The organism is Rhizobium sp. J15 (assembly GCF_002531825.1).
Classification (GTDB): Bacteria; Pseudomonadota; Alphaproteobacteria; order Rhizobiales; family Rhizobiaceae; genus Rhizobium.
The window spans coordinates 81,894-98,451 of sequence record NZ_NWSX01000016.1; the positions used below are offsets into that span (position 1 = coordinate 81,894).

11 protein-coding genes and 1 pseudogene are annotated in these 16,558 nt (G+C 61.8%); 7 read left to right on the top strand and 5 right to left on the bottom strand.

Features of this window, described 5'->3' with window-relative positions; all coding sequences use genetic code 11:
• Positions 1–89: 89 nt before the first annotated feature.
• On the bottom strand, positions 90–1,094 hold the full coding sequence (locus CO670_RS16275; protein WP_097591232.1) for a LysR family transcriptional regulator: 1,005 nt from the start codon (positions 1,092–1,094) through the stop codon (positions 90–92).
• 270 nt (positions 1,095–1,364) lie between these two features.
• Here CO670_RS16275 and chvE point away from each other — a divergent pair, with 270 nt between their 5' ends.
• The 6 genes from chvE to araD all read left to right on the top strand — a co-directional run bounded on the left by chvE (position 1,365) and on the right by araD (position 9,687).
• On the top strand, positions 1,365–2,429 hold the full coding sequence (chvE, locus tag CO670_RS16280; protein ID WP_088672948.1) for a multiple monosaccharide ABC transporter substrate-binding protein: 1,065 nt from the start codon (positions 1,365–1,367) through the stop codon (positions 2,427–2,429).
• A gap of 99 nt (positions 2,430–2,528) precedes the next feature.
• Positions 2,529–4,067, top strand: coding sequence for a multiple monosaccharide ABC transporter ATP-binding protein (gene mmsA / locus CO670_RS16285; RefSeq protein WP_088672949.1), 1,539 nt, complete (start codon positions 2,529–2,531; stop codon positions 4,065–4,067).
• Positions 4,064–5,269, top strand: coding sequence for a multiple monosaccharide ABC transporter permease (mmsB, locus tag CO670_RS16290; RefSeq protein ID WP_088687094.1), 1,206 nt, complete (start codon positions 4,064–4,066; stop codon positions 5,267–5,269). The genes mmsA and mmsB overlap by 4 nt, the downstream gene beginning before the upstream one ends.
• Positions 5,270–5,387: 118 nt before the next feature.
• Positions 5,388–6,383, top strand: a complete 996-nt coding sequence (gene araD1, locus CO670_RS16295) for an AraD1 family protein (protein WP_097591233.1) — start codon at positions 5,388–5,390, stop codon at positions 6,381–6,383.
• 68 nt (positions 6,384–6,451) lie between these two features.
• A complete protein-coding gene (locus CO670_RS16300) occupies positions 6,452–7,885 on the top strand; it encodes an aldehyde dehydrogenase family protein (protein WP_097591187.1) in 1,434 nt (477 codons plus the stop codon).
• A gap of 62 nt (positions 7,886–7,947) precedes the next feature.
• Positions 7,948–9,687 (top strand): L-arabinonate dehydratase, encoded by a 1,740-nt coding sequence (gene araD / locus CO670_RS16305; RefSeq protein WP_097591188.1) that lies wholly within the window; start codon positions 7,948–7,950, stop codon positions 9,685–9,687.
• Between the two features lie 312 nt (positions 9,688–9,999).
• On the opposite strand, the gene CO670_RS16310 is transcribed toward araD, so the two are convergent.
• The 3 genes from CO670_RS16310 to CO670_RS16320 are packed head-to-tail and all read right to left on the bottom strand — an operon-like array spanning position 10,000 to position 13,187.
• Positions 10,000–10,824: a transglutaminase family protein gene (locus tag CO670_RS16310; protein ID WP_097591189.1), complete on the bottom strand. Its 825-nt coding sequence runs from the start codon at positions 10,822–10,824 to the stop codon at positions 10,000–10,002.
• Positions 10,825–10,836: 12 nt separating this feature from the next.
• On the bottom strand, positions 10,837–11,778 hold the full coding sequence (locus CO670_RS16315) for an alpha-E domain-containing protein (protein WP_088687099.1): 942 nt from the start codon (positions 11,776–11,778) through the stop codon (positions 10,837–10,839).
• Complete coding sequence (locus tag CO670_RS16320) at positions 11,778–13,187, bottom strand: circularly permuted type 2 ATP-grasp protein (protein ID WP_097591190.1); 1,410 nt, start codon at positions 13,185–13,187, stop codon at positions 11,778–11,780. The genes CO670_RS16315 and CO670_RS16320 overlap by 1 nt, the downstream gene beginning before the upstream one ends.
• Positions 13,188–13,725: 538 nt before the next feature.
• Between CO670_RS16320 and CO670_RS16330 the strand changes: the two genes are divergently transcribed.
• A complete protein-coding gene (locus tag CO670_RS16330) occupies positions 13,726–14,628 on the top strand; it encodes a DMT family transporter (protein WP_097591192.1) in 903 nt (300 codons plus the stop codon).
• A gap of 156 nt (positions 14,629–14,784) precedes the next feature.
• Here CO670_RS16330 and CO670_RS16335 read toward each other — a convergent pair.
• Positions 14,785–16,511: pseudogene (locus tag CO670_RS16335) on the bottom strand (DEAD/DEAH box helicase).
• Positions 16,512–16,558: the final 47 nt, after the last annotated feature.

Below are 16,558 nucleotides of genomic sequence, written 5' to 3' on the forward strand. Positions count from 1 at the left end.
AAGAATCGAACTGCGTAGGCGAGGGAGCGGTTGAATGGCTGGAAAACGGCCCATATAGCGTCTCGCGGGACGGGGCCGCCTTGGGGCCATCAGCCCGCCTGCTTTCGGCTCTCCTCCAGAATGATGTCATAGAGCAGCCTGGCGCTTGGCGGCAGCGCCCGTTCCCTCGCGGTGATCAGGCTGTAAGGCTTGACGTTGATGTCGAAATCGATCGGCAGCATACGCACGTCGGAGGCCTTGGCGCCCTGGCTGGCGAGGAAATGGGCGACGTCGATGGCGACGGGGGCGATCGCGTCGGTTTCGCAGACGATGGCGCAGGTGAGCAGCAGCGAGGAGGTGTTGACGATGTTTTCGGGCAGGGGCACCCCGCGCGACAGGAAAATGTCCTCGATCGTGCGGCGCAGCAGCGTGCCGGGCGGCTGGAACACCCAGTCGTAATCCCTGACGTCGGCGAGGCTACTCGGCTTCTGTTTCAGCAGCGGATGGCCCTTGCGCACGATCAGGCAGGCCCGCTCGATACCGATCTCGGCCACCTCGAAGAGGCGCGGATTGAGATCGTCGGGAATGCGGCCGATGATGAAGTCGTGGCGGGCGGCGAGCAGCTCGCGGGCGAGCACGTTGCTGGTCTCCACCTGGATGTTGATTTCGATGCCGGGATAGGCCTTGCGCACCTTGTTGATCGCCGGCACCACGAGGCTCATGGCCGGCGCCGTCACCGCGCCGATGAAGACTGCGCCGCCCTTGCCGCTCTTCAATTCGCCGATCTCGCGGCTCGCCTCGCGCAGCTCCAGAAGGATCTTGCGCGCGCGTCTGGCAAGGGCCGCGCCGAAGGTCGTCAGCACCACGCCGCGGGCGACGCGCTCATAGAGCTGAGTCTTGGTGATCGACTCCATTTCGGACAGCATTCGCGACGCTGCGGGCTGCGAAATGTTCAGGACTTCCGCAGCTGCGGAAATCTGTCCGCTATCTTCGATTGCGACGATCATGCGCAGGTGATTCAGCTTAAGTCCCGCACGCAAAAGGCCGTCGTCGCCGAAGTTATCGCTGTGGATATCGACATGATCCATCGAAAATGGCTCGGAGATGATCGTCATGGTTGCGGCCTCCTCGCCGCGCTCCATCAAAAGTAATACTTTTTAACGATATACCAAAATTGTTATGCACTTTACCACTTATTCTATTTGACAGTTATAGGAATCCATACCAGTTTGCCGCCGTGTGCTGGTTGGCACTCAACACGTGTGAGATCGTGGAGGAGACCTACTTCGTTTCTCACCATCTGAAGTAACTATCCAATACGGAACCTGCCACAGTTTCGGGGCGGACGATTTTTTGTCCGCCAATGTTTAACAAGGGAGAGAGAAATGAAATCCATTATCTCATTGATGGCTGCGGCTGCCTTCGGCGTCGCTTCGTTTGTTATGCCTGCCATGGCGCAGGACAAGGGTCTCGTAGGCATTGCAATGCCGACGAAGTCCTCCGCTCGCTGGATCGACGACGGCAACAACATCGTCAAGCAGCTCGAGGCCGCCGGCTACAAGACCGACCTGCAGTATGCTGACGACGATATTCCGAACCAGCTTTCGCAGATCGAAAACATGGTCACCAAGGGTGCCAAGGTTCTCGTCATCGCTTCGATCGACGGCACCACGCTTTCCGACGTTCTCCAGAAGGCTCACGACGCCGGCATCAAGGTTATCGCTTACGACCGCCTGATCCGCGACTCGGCCAACGTCGACTACTACGCCACCTTCGACAACTTCCAGGTCGGCGTTCTGCAGGCCGGCTCCATCGTTGACGCCCTCGGCCTCAAGGATGGCAAGGGCCCGTTCAACATCGAACTCTTCGGCGGTTCGCCGGACGACAACAACGCCTTCTTCTTCTATGATGGCGCAATGTCGGTCCTGCAGCCCTACATCGACTCCGGCAAGCTCGTCGTGAAGTCCGGCCAGACCGGCATGGACAAGGTCGGCACGCTGCGTTGGGATCCGGCAACGGCCCAGGCCCGCATGGACAACCTGCTCTCGGCAAACTACACCGACGCCAAGGTCAATGCTGTCCTGTCTCCCTATGACGGCCTTTCGATCGGCATCATCTCCTCGCTGAAGGGCGTCGGCTACGGTTCGGCTGACCAGCCGCTTCCGGTCGTTTCCGGCCAGGACGCTGAAATCCCGTCGGTCAAGTCGATCATCGCTGGCGAACAGCACTCGACGGTCTTCAAGGACACCCGCGAACTCGCCAAGGTCACGGTTGCCATGGTCGATGCCGTCATGTCCGGCAAGGAGCCCGAAGTCAACGACACGAAGACCTACGACAACGGCGTCAAGGTCGTTCCGTCCTATCTGCTGAAGCCGGTTGCCGTCGACAAGACCAACTACAAGCAGATCCTCGTCGACAGCGGTTACTACACCGAAGACAAGCTGAAGTAAGAAGTTAAACAGGAGGCCGGAGCCCGTGCTTGCGGGTTCCGGCCTTCGATTTTATGATCGCCAGGCCGCTCGGCGGCTCAAGGCGCTGGAACTTTGACTATGGACAACACCATCCTAGAAATGCGGAGCATCACCAAGACGTTCCCGGGCGTCAAGGCGCTGGAGAACGTGAACCTCAAGGTTCGCAAGGGTGAAATTCACGCATTGGTAGGCGAAAACGGGGCCGGTAAATCGACCCTGATGAAAGTGCTCTCGGGCGTCTATCCCACGGGAAGCTATGAAGGCGACATCGTCTATGAAGGCGAGACACGTCACTTCAGAGTGCTGAAGGACTCCGAAGAAATCGGCATCGTCATCATCCACCAGGAACTGGCGCTCGTGCCGTTGCTGTCGATCGGCGAAAACATCTTCCTCGGCAACGAGAACGCCAAGAGCGGCATCATCAGCTGGGAAGAGACGTATAACCGCACGAAGCAGCTTCTCCAGAAGGTGGGCCTGCGCGAATCCCCGAACACGCTGGTGACCGATATCGGCGTCGGCAAGCAGCAGTTGGTCGAGATTGCCAAGGCGCTGTCGAAGAGCGTGAAGCTGCTCATCCTCGACGAGCCCACGGCCTCGCTGAACGAGAAGGATTCCGACGCGCTGCTCAATCTGTTGATCGAGTTCCGCAACCAGGGCATCACCTCGATCATCATTTCCCACAAGCTGAACGAGATCCGCAAGGTCGCCGACCAGATCACGGTCCTGCGCGACGGCATGACCGTCAAGACGCTCGACTGTCACGCCGACGAGATCAGCGAAGACATCATCATCAAGAACATGGTGGGCCGCGACCTCGCCGACCGTTATCCGCCGCGCTCCGTGCCGATCGGCGAGACGATCTTCGAAGTGAGGAACTGGAACGCCTATCACCAGCATCACCGCGATCGCCAGGTGCTGCACGACATCAACGTCAACGTCCGCAAGGGCGAGGTCGTCGGCATCGCCGGCCTGATGGGTGCGGGCCGCACCGAATTCGCCATGAGCGTCTTCGGCAAGTCCTATGGGCACAAGATCAGCGGCGAAGTCTTCGTCGACGGCAAGGCCGTTGATGTCAGCACCGTGCGCAAGGCGATCGACGCAGGTCTTGCCTATGTCACCGAGGACCGCAAACAGCTCGGCCTCGTGCTCAACGACACGATCCTGCACAATACGACGCTCGCCAATCTCGAAGGAATCTCCAACAACAGCGTCATCGACGACATCAAGGAGATGAAGGTCGCGACGGATTACCGGTCGAAGCTGCGCATTCGTTCGCACGGCATCTTCCAGGAAACGGTCAATCTTTCCGGCGGCAACCAACAAAAGGTGGTGCTGTCGAAGTGGCTGTTCTCCGATCCCGAGATTTTGATCCTCGACGAGCCTACCCGAGGCATCGACGTTGGCGCAAAGTACGAAATTTATACTATCATCAACCAGCTTGCCGCCGATGGGAAGGGCGTTCTGATGATCTCATCGGAAATGCCCGAACTGCTTGGCACTTGTGACCGCATCTACGTGATGAACGAAGGACGCATCGTCGCCGAACTGCCGAAGGGAGAAGCAAGCCAGGAAACCATCATGCGCGCTATCATGCGCTCAGGGGAGAAGAGACAATGACTCCGGTCAACCCAGCAACCGAGGAAAGCAACGTCGTTTCCGTTGCCGACTACATCCGCGGCAACATTCGTGAATACGGCATGCTCATCGCGCTCGTCGCGATCATGGTATTCTTCCAGTTCTACACCGGCGGCATTCTCTTCAAGCCGGTCAACCTGACGAACCTGGTCCTGCAGAATTCGTTCATCGTCATCATGGCGCTCGGCATGCTGCTCGTCATCGTGGCGGGGCACATCGACCTTTCGGTCGGTTCGATCGTCGCCTTCGTCGGCGCGCTCGCGGCGATCTTCACCGTCTCATGGGGCATGAATTTCTGGCTCGCCGGATTGATTTGCCTCATCGTCGGCGGCTTTATCGGCGCGGCGCAGGGCTATTTCATCGCCTATCACCGTATCCCGTCCTTCATCGTGACGCTCGCCGGCATGCTCGTCTTCCGCGGCCTGACGCTGACGGTACTGAACGGCAAGAACATCGGCCCGTTCCCGAAGGAATTCCAGGTCATCAGCACCGGCTTCCTGCCGGGCGATATGATCGACCTGTTCGGCACGCCCGTCCAGTCGACCTCGCTGATCCTGACGGTCATCCTGCCGGTCATCCTCTTCTACCTCGCCTGGCGCCGCCGCAAGGTGAATGAGAGCCACGGCATCGACGTCGAGCCGATGGGCTTCTTCGTCGTCCAGAATCTGATCGTTTCCGGCGCTATTCTGGCGCTCGGCTACCTCCTGTCCAGCTACAGGGGCCTGCCGAACGTTCTCGTCGTCATGCTGGTGCTGATCGCGATCTACGCTTTCGTCACCAAACGCACGACGATCGGCCGCCGCATCTACGCCATGGGCGGCAATGAAAAGGCGACCAAGCTTTCGGGCATCAACACGCAGCGCCTCAGCTTCTACACCTTCGTCAACATGGGCGTGCTCGCAGGTCTTGCCGGCATGATCGTGGCCCTTCGCCTGAACTCGGCAACGCCGAAGGCCGGCGTCGGCTTCGAGCTCGACGTGATCGCGGCCTGCTTCATCGGCGGCGCTTCGGCTTCCGGCGGCGTCGGCAAGATCACCGGTGCGGTCATCGGCGCATTCATCATGGGCGTCATGAACAACGGCATGTCGATCGTCGGCCTCGGCATCGACTTCCAGCAGATGGTCAAGGGTGCGGTGCTTCTCGCCGCCGTGTTCTTCGACGTTTACAACAAGAACAAGGGCTGAGCGCCGACAGGCGCCAGTCCAGGCATTCGCAGTCATATGAAAGATGGATTCCGGCTCCTCACGGAGCCGGACAGGCGGAGCTTTTGCTGTCTTCGCCGGAACGAGAAGGATCGAAGTCGTGCTTATTTCGCAAATCAAGGGTGCCAACGGAGAGATCGTCGTCGCCGTCCGCGAGCTGGGCGGCGCTGCCAAATCGGTCAAGAATGCCGGCAGCGTCTATGCGTTGGCGATGGAAGCGGCAGACGGCGGCAAGTCGCTCGCATCGGTCATCGAAGCCCATGGCTACGGCGATGCCGTCGATCTGGAGAAGGCCTATGCCGAAGGCCGTTTCCTGCCGCCGATTACCCATCCCGATGCTGCGCACCTGCATCTGACCGGCACCGGCCTGACCCATCTCGGCTCGGCCGCCACCCGCGATTCCATGCATAAGAAGACGACCGAGGCGGCCGAGGAAACGCTGACCGACTCGATGAAGATGTTCAGGATGGGCCTCGAGAACGGCAAGCCGAAGGCCGGCGAAAAAGGCGTACAGCCCGAATGGTTCTACAAGGGCAACGGCTATGGCGCTGCTGCCCCCGGTGCGCCGCTCGTCTCCCCTTCCTTCGCGCTCGATGGCGGCGAAGAGCCTGAGATGGCCGGCATTTACGTCATCGCCAAGGACGGCTCGCCCTTCCGCATCGGCTTTGCGCTGTCGAACGAGTTTTCCGATCACGTCACCGAGCGGATCAACTATCTCTTCCTCGCCCATTCGAAGCTGCGCCCGGCAAGCTTCGGTCCGGAGATCCGCATCGGCGCGGCACCGGAGGATATCCGCGGCACCTCGCGCATCAAGCGCGGCGACAAGGTGATCTTCGAAAAGCCTTTCCTGTCGGGCGAGGCGAACATGTCGCACACCTTCGCCAACCTGGAATATCACCATTTCAAATATGGTCTCTTCCGGGTTCCGGGAGATGTGCATGTCCATATGTTCGGCACGGCGACGCTTTCCTTTGCCGATGGCATCAAGACGGAAGAGGGCGACCTTTTCGAGATCGAAGTCGCCGAATTCGGCCTGCCGCTGCGCAACCCGCTGAAGGTGGCGGCCGAAGAAGAGATTGCCGTCAAGCAGCTCTGATTTTCGAGGCCGGGCCGCGTCCGCGGCCGGGCCGTGTTTGTAAACGGTAAAGGAGGCTTGTTGAGCCCATGACCATTTATCAAAATCTGATCGCCGGCGAATGGGTCGGCACGAACGCGACGAAGAACATCAACCCGTCGGATACGAACGAGGTCGTCGGCCTCTATGCCAGTGCCGATGCGCAGGATGTCGCCGATGCCATCGCCGCCGCGAAAGCTGCTTTCCCGGCCTGGTCGCGCTCGGGCATCTGGGAACGCCACGTCATCCTGAAGAAGGCCGGCGACGAGATCATGGCGCGCAAGGACGAGCTCGGCGCGCTGCTCGCCCGCGAGGAAGGCAAGACCCTGCCGGAAGCGACCGGCGAGGTCATCCGCGCTTCGCAGATCTTCGAATTCTTCGCAGGCGAAGCGCTGCGGCTGGCCGGCGAGGTCATCCCGTCGGTGCGCCCGAACATCGGCGTGGAGATCACCCGCGAGGGCCTCGGCGTCATCGGCATCATCACGCCGTGGAACTTCCCGATCGCCATTCCGGCCTGGAAGATCGCGCCGGCGCTCGCCTATGGCAACACCATCGTCTTCAAGCCGGCCGAGCTGGTGCCCGCCTGTTCCTGGGCGATCGTCGATATCCTGCATCGCGCAGGCCTGCCGAAGGGCGTTCTGAACCTCGTCATGGGCAAGGGCTCGGTCGTCGGCCAGGCCATGCTCGAAAGCCCCGACATTCACGGCATCACCTTCACCGGCTCCACCGGCACCGGCCGGCGGGTCGCGGCCGCCTCCATCGAGCATAACCGCAAGTTCCAGCTCGAAATGGGCGGCAAGAACCCGATGGTCGTGCTCGACGACGCCGATCTTTCCGTCGCCGTCGAGGCTGCCGCCAATTCCGGCTTTTTCTCGACCGGCCAGCGCTGCACAGCATCGTCACGCCTGATCGTCACCGAAGGTATCCACGACAAGTTCGTCGCCGCATTGACCGAGAAGCTGAAGACGCTGGTCGTCGACAATGCGCTGAAGGCCGGCACCCATATCGGTCCCGTCGTCGACGAGCGGCAGCTGAAGACCGATACCGACTATATCGAGATCGGCAAGAAGGAGGGCGCCAAGCTCGCCTTCGGCGGCGAGGTCATCTCCCGCGAAACGCCCGGCTTCTACCTGCAGCCGACGCTGTTTACCGAAGCGACCAACCAGATGCGTATCTCGCGCGAGGAAATCTTCGGACCTGTGGTCTCGGTGATCCGGGCGAAGGATTACGACGAAGCGCTTGCCATCGCCAACGACACGCCGTTCGGGCTTTCGGCCGGCATCGCCACCACCAGCCTGAAACATGCGACGCACTTCAAGCGCAATTCCGAGGCCGGCATGGTCATGGTCAACCTGCCGACGGCAGGCGTCGATTTCCACGTGCCGTTCGGCGGCCGCAAGGGTTCGTCCTACGGTCCGCGCGAGCAGGGCAAATACGCCGCCGAGTTCTACACAACCGTCAAGACGGCCTACACGCTGGCTTGAGACGAAGCGAGATGACCCGGGCCGTACGAGGCGGTCCGGGGATATGCTGAAGGACAGAGATTATGAAAAAGAAAGCGGAATGGCCGCGCAGGCTGAGGTCGCAGGAATGGTACGGCGGTACGAGCCGCGACGTGATTTATCATCGCGGCTGGCTTAAGAACCAGGGTTATCCGCACGACCTGTTCGATGGCCGGCCGGTGATCGGCATCCTGAACACCTGGTCGGATATGACCCCGTGCAACGGTCATCTCCGGGAACTCGCCGAGAAGGTGAAGGCGGGTGTCTGGGAAGCCGGCGGCTTCCCGCTCGAGGTGCCGGTGTTCTCGGCCTCCGAAAACACCTTCCGCCCGACCGCGATGATGTACCGCAACCTCGCCGCCCTTGCGGTCGAAGAAGCGATCCGCGGCCAGCCGATGGATGGCTGCGTGCTGCTCGTCGGCTGTGACAAGACCACGCCGTCGCTGCTGATGGGTGCCGCCTCCGTCGACCTGCCATCGATTGTCGTCACCGGCGGCCCGATGCTGAACGGCTATTTCCGTGGCGAGCGCGTCGGCTCCGGCACGCATCTGTGGAAATTCTCCGAAATGGTAAAGGCCGGCGAGATGACGCAGGCCGAATTCCTCGAGGCGGAAGCGTCGATGAGCCGTTCTTCGGGCACCTGCAACACCATGGGCACCGCCTCGACGATGGCGTCGATGGCCGAAGCGCTCGGCATGGCGCTGTCGGGCAATGCTGCGATCCCGGGCGTCGATTCCCGCCGCAAGGTCATGGCGCAGCTGACCGGCCGCCGCATCGTGCAGATGGTCAAGGACGATCTGAAGCCCTCCGACATCATGACGAAGCAGGCCTTCGAGAACGCCATCCGCACCAATGCGGCGATCGGCGGATCGACCAATGCCGTCATCCATCTTCTGGCTATCGCCGGCCGTGTCGGCATCGATCTGACGCTTGATGATTGGGACCGCTGCGGCCGCGACGTTCCCACAATCGTCAACCTGATGCCGTCGGGCAAGTACTTGATGGAAGAGTTCTTCTACGCCGGCGGCCTGCCTGTCGTGCTGAAGCGCCTCGGCGAGGCGGGCCTGCTGCACAAGGATGCGCTGACCGTCTCCGGCGAAACCGTCTGGGACGAGGTCAAGGAAGTCATCAACTGGAACGAGGATGTCATCCTGCCGGCTGAAAAGGCGCTGACGTCGTCCGGCGGCATCGTCGTGCTGCGCGGCAATCTCGCGCCGAAGGGCGCGGTGCTGAAGCCTTCGGCCGCTTCGCCGCATCTGCTGGTGCACCGGGGCAGGGCAGTCGTGTTCGAGGATATCGACGACTACAAGGCCAAGATCAACGACGACAACCTCGACATCGACGAGACCTGCGTCATGGTCATGAAGAACTGCGGACCGAAGGGCTATCCCGGCATGGCCGAAGTCGGCAACATGGGTCTGCCGCCCAAGGTGCTGAAGAAGGGCATCCTCGACATGGTGCGCATTTCCGACGCCCGCATGTCCGGAACGGCCTACGGCACCGTCGTTCTGCACACTTCTCCGGAAGCCGCCGTCGGCGGACCGCTCGCGGTCGTCAAGAACGGCGACATGATCGAGCTCGACGTGCCGAACCGCCGCCTGCATCTCGACATATCAGACGAGGAACTGGCGCGGCGTCTCGCCGAATGGCAGCCGAACCACGATCTGCCGACATCGGGCTACGCCTTCCTGCACCAGCAGCATGTCGAAGGCGCCGACACCGGCGCCGACCTCGACTTCCTCAAGGGATGTCGCGGAAACGCTGTCGGCAAGGACAGCCACTGAGCTTGAACGCATCCGAGATTGGGATCGTTGAAAAGGCGGGGTGAGAGCCCCGCCTTTGGCTGTTTGCGAAGCGCGAAGCTATTCCTTAAAGCGCGTCGCGATCTTTCAGATTCGCTCCTTGCGCTTCAGGTTTTGTTTGCATGTCGTTGCCGCAAAACCGCTGCACACTTTTGCGCGACATGCGTTAGTCATGCTCGCGGGCGCGAGAGTACGTGCTGCGAGAGCGTGCGAGGGACGGAGAAGCTGCGGCAAATCTCTTCTCCCCTCGGGGAGAAGGGGAAACGAGAGGCCGCGTTCTGTCCTTCGGAGCCCTCAGCTCTGGCTCTGGCTTTGCATCTGGCCGCCATCCTCCACCTTGACGGTGACCGACAGGGTTTCGCCCGGCGTGCCGATACGCATGCCTGAAATCGGCGCGGCGTCGCGGTAGCAGAGGCCGGAGGCGGTCCTGACGTAGCGGGCATCCGGGCAGATCTCGTTGGCCGGATCGAAGCCGACCCAGCCGAGGCCGGGAATATGCGCCTCGGCCCAGGCATGGGTCGCCGCCTGTTCGACCTTTTCTTCCATCATCAGATAACCGGAGACATATCGCGCCGGCACCTGCAGAGCACGGGCGGCGGCAACGAAGACATGCGCATGGTCCTGGCAGACGCCGCTCTTCTTCTCCAGCGCCTGTTCCGCCGTCGTCGCCGTATCGCTGGTTCCCGGTTTGTAATCGACCGCCTCGTGGATGGCGGCCATCAGCGCATGCATGCGGGCGAGTTCGTTATCGCCGTCGACGCCCTTGATCAGTTCCTTCACCAGCTTGCCGCTCTTGGTCAGCGGCGTCTCGCGCAGGAAAAGCCAGAGCGGGCAGAAGCCGGTATGCGGGCCGATGACGCCGTTGAGATCTTCCGTTTCGACCTCGCCCTCGGCGAGAATGCGCGTCGTCTGCTGTTCGCCTTCCAGCGAGACCAGATTGACGTGGTTGCCGTACTGATCGTCATATTCCACTTCGGGGGTGGCGCCCTCGACCTTCAGCGACCAGCCGAGCACCTTCTGGCCTGGCGTCGTCGGCGGCGTCAGCCGCAGCCGCTGCAGGGAGAATTTCGACGGCTCGTCGTAGCGGTATTCGGTGAGGTGGCTGATTTTCAGTCTCATATTCTGATCCGCTTAAACGTAGAACCGGTAGCCGTCGGAAATTTCCATGCCGAGCTGGTTGTTGCGCGAGACGAAATCCTCCAGGAATTCGTGCAGGCCCTGATCCATGATGTCGCGGATCGCCCGCGTCTGCAGCGTGGTGCGGATCGCATCGGCGGTATCGTGGGCCGGAAGCCGCTCCTCGTAATCCTGGGCGAGATAGCCGAGATTGCTGACGATCTTCTCGTAGCAATAGGCAAGCGAGCGCGGCATCTGCACATTGAGGGTGAGGAAGTCGGCGATATTCATCGCCCGGTATTCGCCGTCATAGGCCCAGCTATAGGCGCGGTGTGCGGAGACCGAGCGCAGGATCGATTCCCACTGCACATTGTCGAGCGAGGAGCCGACGGCCGAGACGGAGGGCAGCAGCACGTAATATTTCACATCGAGGATGCGGCTCGTATTGTCGGCCCGCTCGATGAAAGTGCCGATGCGGGCGAAGTTATAGAGCTCGTTGCGCAGCGTCGAACCATGGAAGGCGCCGCGGATGAGGCCGGCGCGGCGCTTGATGACATCGATCACCTCGGGCAGGTCGGCGGCCTTCACCCGCTTTTCGAGCAGCGATTTCAGCTCGATCCAGCATTCGTTGGTCGCCTCCCAGGTCTCCCGCGTCAGCGCGGTGCGGACCATGCGGGCATTGTTGCGGCCGGAGTCGATGCAGGACATGACGCTCGACGGATTGGAGCGATCGCGCAGGAGATAGTCGATCGCATCGGCATTGGTGAGCTTCGCGTGGCCCTCGTCATAGGCCTCGCGCACGCCGGCGCTTTGCAGCACGCCGTCCCAGTTGTCGTCACCGGCGCTGCTGCGGGTCAGCGACATGCGCAGACCGGCATCGACCAGGCGGGCAATATTTTCGGCACGCTCGATGTAACGGAACATCCAGTAGAGGCCGTTTGCAGTTCTTCCGAGCATCAGTCCTCCAATACCCAGGTGTCTTTGGTGCCGCCGCCCTGGCTGGAATTGACGACCAGCGAGCCCTGCTTCAGGGCGACGCGGGTGAGCCCGCCCGGAATGATCTGAACCTTGTCTGATACGAGCACATAGGGGCGAAGGTCGACATGGCGCGGCGCAATCCCCTTGTTGACGAGGATCGGCACGGTGGAGAGCGACAGCGTCGGCTGGGCGATATAATTGTTCGGCTTGGCCTTCAGCTTCTCGGCGAAATCGGCGCGCTCCTTCTTCGACGCCGTCGGTCCCACAAGCATGCCGTAGCCGCCTGAGCCGTGCACTTCCTTGACGACCAGCTCTTCCAGGTGCTCCAGCACGTATTTCAGGCTGGAGGCTTCCGAGCAGCGCCAGGTCGGCACGTTTTCGAGCAGCGCCTTGCGGCCGGTATAGAATTCGACGATCTCGGGCATGTAGGAATAGATCGCCTTGTCGTCTGAGATGCCGGTGCCCGGCGCATTGGCGATGGTGATGTTGCCGGAGCGGTAGACGTCCATGATCCCGGGAATGCCGAGGGCGGAATCGGCCCGGAAGGTCAGGGGATCGAGGAAGTCGTCGTCGACGCGGCGGTAGAGCACATCGATCGCCTCGTAACCGCGGGTCGTGCGCATCTTCACCTTGCCGTCGATGACACGCAGATCCGAGCCTTCGACCAGCTCGACGCCCATCATGTCGGCGAGGAAGGAATGCTCGTAATAGGCGGAATTGTAGATGCCGGGTGTCAGCACCGCCACGCGCGGCTTGCCGGTGCAGCCCGGAGGGGCGAGCGAGGCGAGGCTCTGGCGCAGGAGATAGGGATAATCCTCGACGCGCTGCACCTTGTTCTCATGGAAGAGTTCCGGGAACATCTGCATCATGGTTTCCCGGTTTTCCAGCATGTAGCTGACGCCGGAAGGCGTGCGGGCATTGTCCTCCAGCACGTAGAACTGGTCCTCGCCGGTGCGCACAATGTCGGTGCCGACGATATGGGTATAGACGCCGCCGGGCGGGCGGAAGCCGATCATCTCGGAGAGGAAGGCGACGTTGTTTTCGATCAGTTCGCGCGGAACGCGGCCGGCGCGGATGATCTCCTGCTTATGATAGATATCGTCCAGGAAGGCGTTGAGCGCGATCACCCGCTGCTCGATGCCCTGGGCGAGCTTGCGCCATTCGCGGGCCGAGATGATGCGGGGAATGATGTCGAAGGGGATGAGTTTTTCGGAACTGTCGGCGTGGCCGTAGACCGCGAAGGTGATGCCGGTCTTCCGGAAGATGTTTTCCGCATCGCGGGACTTGGCAATCAGATGCGCCCGATCTTGGCTGTTGTACCACTCGAAGTATTTTTCATAAGGCGGACGAGGACTCTCGTCCCCGGTAATCATTTCATCAAATGCCAAAGGTGCGGCTCCCCTTTTTTGTTCATTTGAATACAACGCAAATTGCAATGCAAGAACCATGCGCAGTTCGAGGAAAAGATTTTGCGGTGCGGGAAAGATGGGAGTTTTCGGGTGTTTGAGGCAGGGGTGGCCGGAATGGTGGACGGTTGCTCTGTAAAAACTGCGTAAAATCTGAGCAGATGATGGTTTTTCGTTCGGCCGATATGAGGAGGCGCGGCCTTTCCGCTTGCTCCCTCATTCCTGTGCCTGTCACAGGAATCCAGCCACGGCGCGTCTGCGCCGTGAACGACTCCATAGGCAGTTGAAGAGAGTCTCTCGCGCCCAAGGACTTGGGCGCGCTGGATCCCTGTGACGAGCACAGGGATGAGGGTGGGTGGGGATACGCCGGGACCCCTCCGGCCCGTATGTCCAGGGTTGAGGTGCGACGGTTGTCCCCAACCATCAACGAAATTTCAAATAAGCATCAACGCTTCGCCTTTGACCGCGGCCATCGGCTGCGGCTATCAGCACGGCGATCTCTTTTTGCCCGAGCCGCCCCATGTCCCTCGACCGCTTTGCCCCCGCCGTCTTCGTTTTCCTCTGGTCCACGGGCTGGGTGGTGGCGAAATATGCCGCGCTGCATTCCGAGCCCTTCACCTTTCTTTCGATAAGGTACGCGCTGTCGGCCCTGGCGTTCCTGGCGCTCTGCCTGGTGATGCGGGCGCAATGGCCGAAGAGCCGGGCCACGTGGCTGCGCGCCATCTATTCCGGCTTCTTCCTGCACGGCTTCTATCTCGGCGGGCTCTGGTGGGCGATCGCCAATGGCGTGCCGGCCGGCATATCGGGCATCATCGCGGCGCTGCAGCCGCTGCTGACGGCGATGGCGGCTCCCTTCCTTGTCGGCGAGCGCTTGCAGAAGAGCCAGCAGTTCGGCCTCGGCCTCGGTTTCATCGGCATCGCCATCGCGATTTCGCCGAAACTCCTCGATCCGGCGACATCAGATCTCAGCCATGCGGCGGTGCCGCTGGCGATCAACCTCATCGCCATGGGCTCCGTCACCTACGGCACGCTCTACCAGAAGAAACACCTGCAATCCGGCGACCTCAGGAGCATCGCGACGCTGCAATATGTCGGCGCGCTGATCCTGACCCTGCCGCTGTCGCTGATCTTCGAGCAGCAGCATTTCGATGGTTCCGCGCAGGCCTACGGCGCGCTCATATGGTCGGTCTTCGGCCTGTCGATGGGCGGCGTCGGGCTGCTGCTCTATTTGATCCGCCGGGGGCAGGTCTCGCGCGCCGCTTCGCTTATCTATCTGATGCCGCCGGCCGTCGCGCTGGAAGCCTTCATCGCCTTCGGGGAGCCGCTGACCCTGCCGTTGATTTTGGGCACGGTGGTCGTCGTGACCGGCGTCTATCTGACGAACCGCAGGGCGGCCGAGCGGCGGACGCCGGCTGAGGCCTAAAGCGTGTCGCGCAAAAGTGTGCGCGGTTTTGCGATAACGACACGCGAGAAAACAAAGACCTAAAGCACGGGGAGCGAATCTGAAAGATCGCGACGTGCTTTAGACAGCAAAAAGGCCGGGTTTCCCCGGCCTTTCCACATTTCAGTCGATCGATGATCAGGCGCGTTCGCGGCGCTGGCCACCATTGCGGGAGCCGGAGCCGCCGCGGCGATTGCCGCCATTGCCCTCGCGGCGCGGTTCGCCGCCCTGGGCCTGGTGCTGGCCGCGGTCTTCGCCGTGCTTGCGGGCCGGGCGGCCGTGGGCTTGGCGGCCGTTGCCGCGGTGATGACCGCTCGGCTCGCCATTGGCATGATGGCCGTTGGGGCCGCCATGCGCAGGGCGATGCTGCTTTGCCGGACGGAAATCGGAGGTCGAGACCAGATCATTGTCGGGGCCGAGATTGGGGGCCGCTTCGCCGCGGCGCTGGCTGCGGAAATCTTCGTTGCGGGCCGTGCGCTCAGGGCGCGGACGGCGCTCGCGGCGTTCCTCGCCTCCGGCGCGGACTTCGCTGCCTTCGCCGTCACGGCGCTGGCGGCTGCCGCGATGCTCCGAGCGGTTGGCGTCGCCACGGCCTTCGCCACGACCCTCACCACGGCCCTGGCCGCCGCGGTTGCGGTTGTTGCCATTGCCGTTGCCGCGGCGGGGGCCGCTGTTGCTGATATTGGCCGGCGGTTCGCCGCTTGCGACCGATATCTCGATGCCCATCAGGCGCTCGATATCGCGCAGCAGCTTGGCTTCGTCAGGGGCGCAGAAGGCAATCGCGATGCCGTCGCGGCCGGCGCGCGCGGTGCGGCCGATGCGATGGACGTAAGCGTCGGGCACCTCAGGCAGATCGTAATTATAGACGTGGCTGACGGCCGGGATGTCGATGCCGCGGGCGGCGACGTCGGTGGCGATCAGCGTCTTGATGCTGCCGTCGCGGAAGGCCTTCAGCGCCCGCTCGCGCTGGCCCTGGCTCTTGTTGCCGTGGATCGAGGCGACGGAATAGCCGATATTGTCGAGATGCTTCATCAGCTTCTCGGCGCCGTGCTTCGTGCGCAGGAAGACGATGGCGCGGCCGTCCGGGTTTTCGGTCAGCGACTTGCGCAGCAGCTCGGTCTTGTCGTTCTTGCCGCCGACGAAATGGACGTACTGCTCGACCTTGTCGGCAGCTTTGCCGGGCGGCGTCACTTCGACCTTGACGGGATCGACGAGATAATCGCCGGCGAGATCGGCGATCGCCTTCGGCATGGTGGCCGAAAACAGCATGGTCTGGCGCTTCTTCGGCACCAGCTTGGCGATCTTGCGCAGATCGTGCACGAAGCCGAGGTCGAGCATCTGGTCGGCTTCGTCGAGCACGAGATAGCGCACCGTCGTCAGCGTGATGGCGCGGCGATTGACGAGGTCGAGCAGGCGGCCGGGGGTGGCGACCAGGATATCGGTGCCCTTTTCCAGCTGAAGCTGCTGCTTGTTGATCGAGACGCCGCCGACGACGACATTGATGCGCAGCGGCGACTTGCGGATGAACTTCTTCAGATTGTCGGCGATCTGGTTCACCAGCTCGCGCGTCGGCGCGAGGATCAGCGTCCGCGTCGTGCGGTTGTCGGGACGGCGCTCGTCGGCGAGCAGCTTTTCGATGAGCGGCAGGCCGAAGGCGGCGGTCTTGCCGGTGCCGGTCTGGGCAAGGCCGATCAGGTCGCGGCCGGCGATGAGAAGAGGGATGGCCTGTTCCTGGATCGGCGTCGGCGTTTCGATGCCGAGCTGGAACAAGGTAGCGACGATCGGCTTGGAGACACCAAGCGATTCAAAATTGGTCAAGGCATAACCTTTCGGGGCGCCAAAACGATATCGCCGGAGCGCACCATGCGATCCGGTTTCATTCTGGCGTCAAGAACCCCGCGTGAAGTGGGAA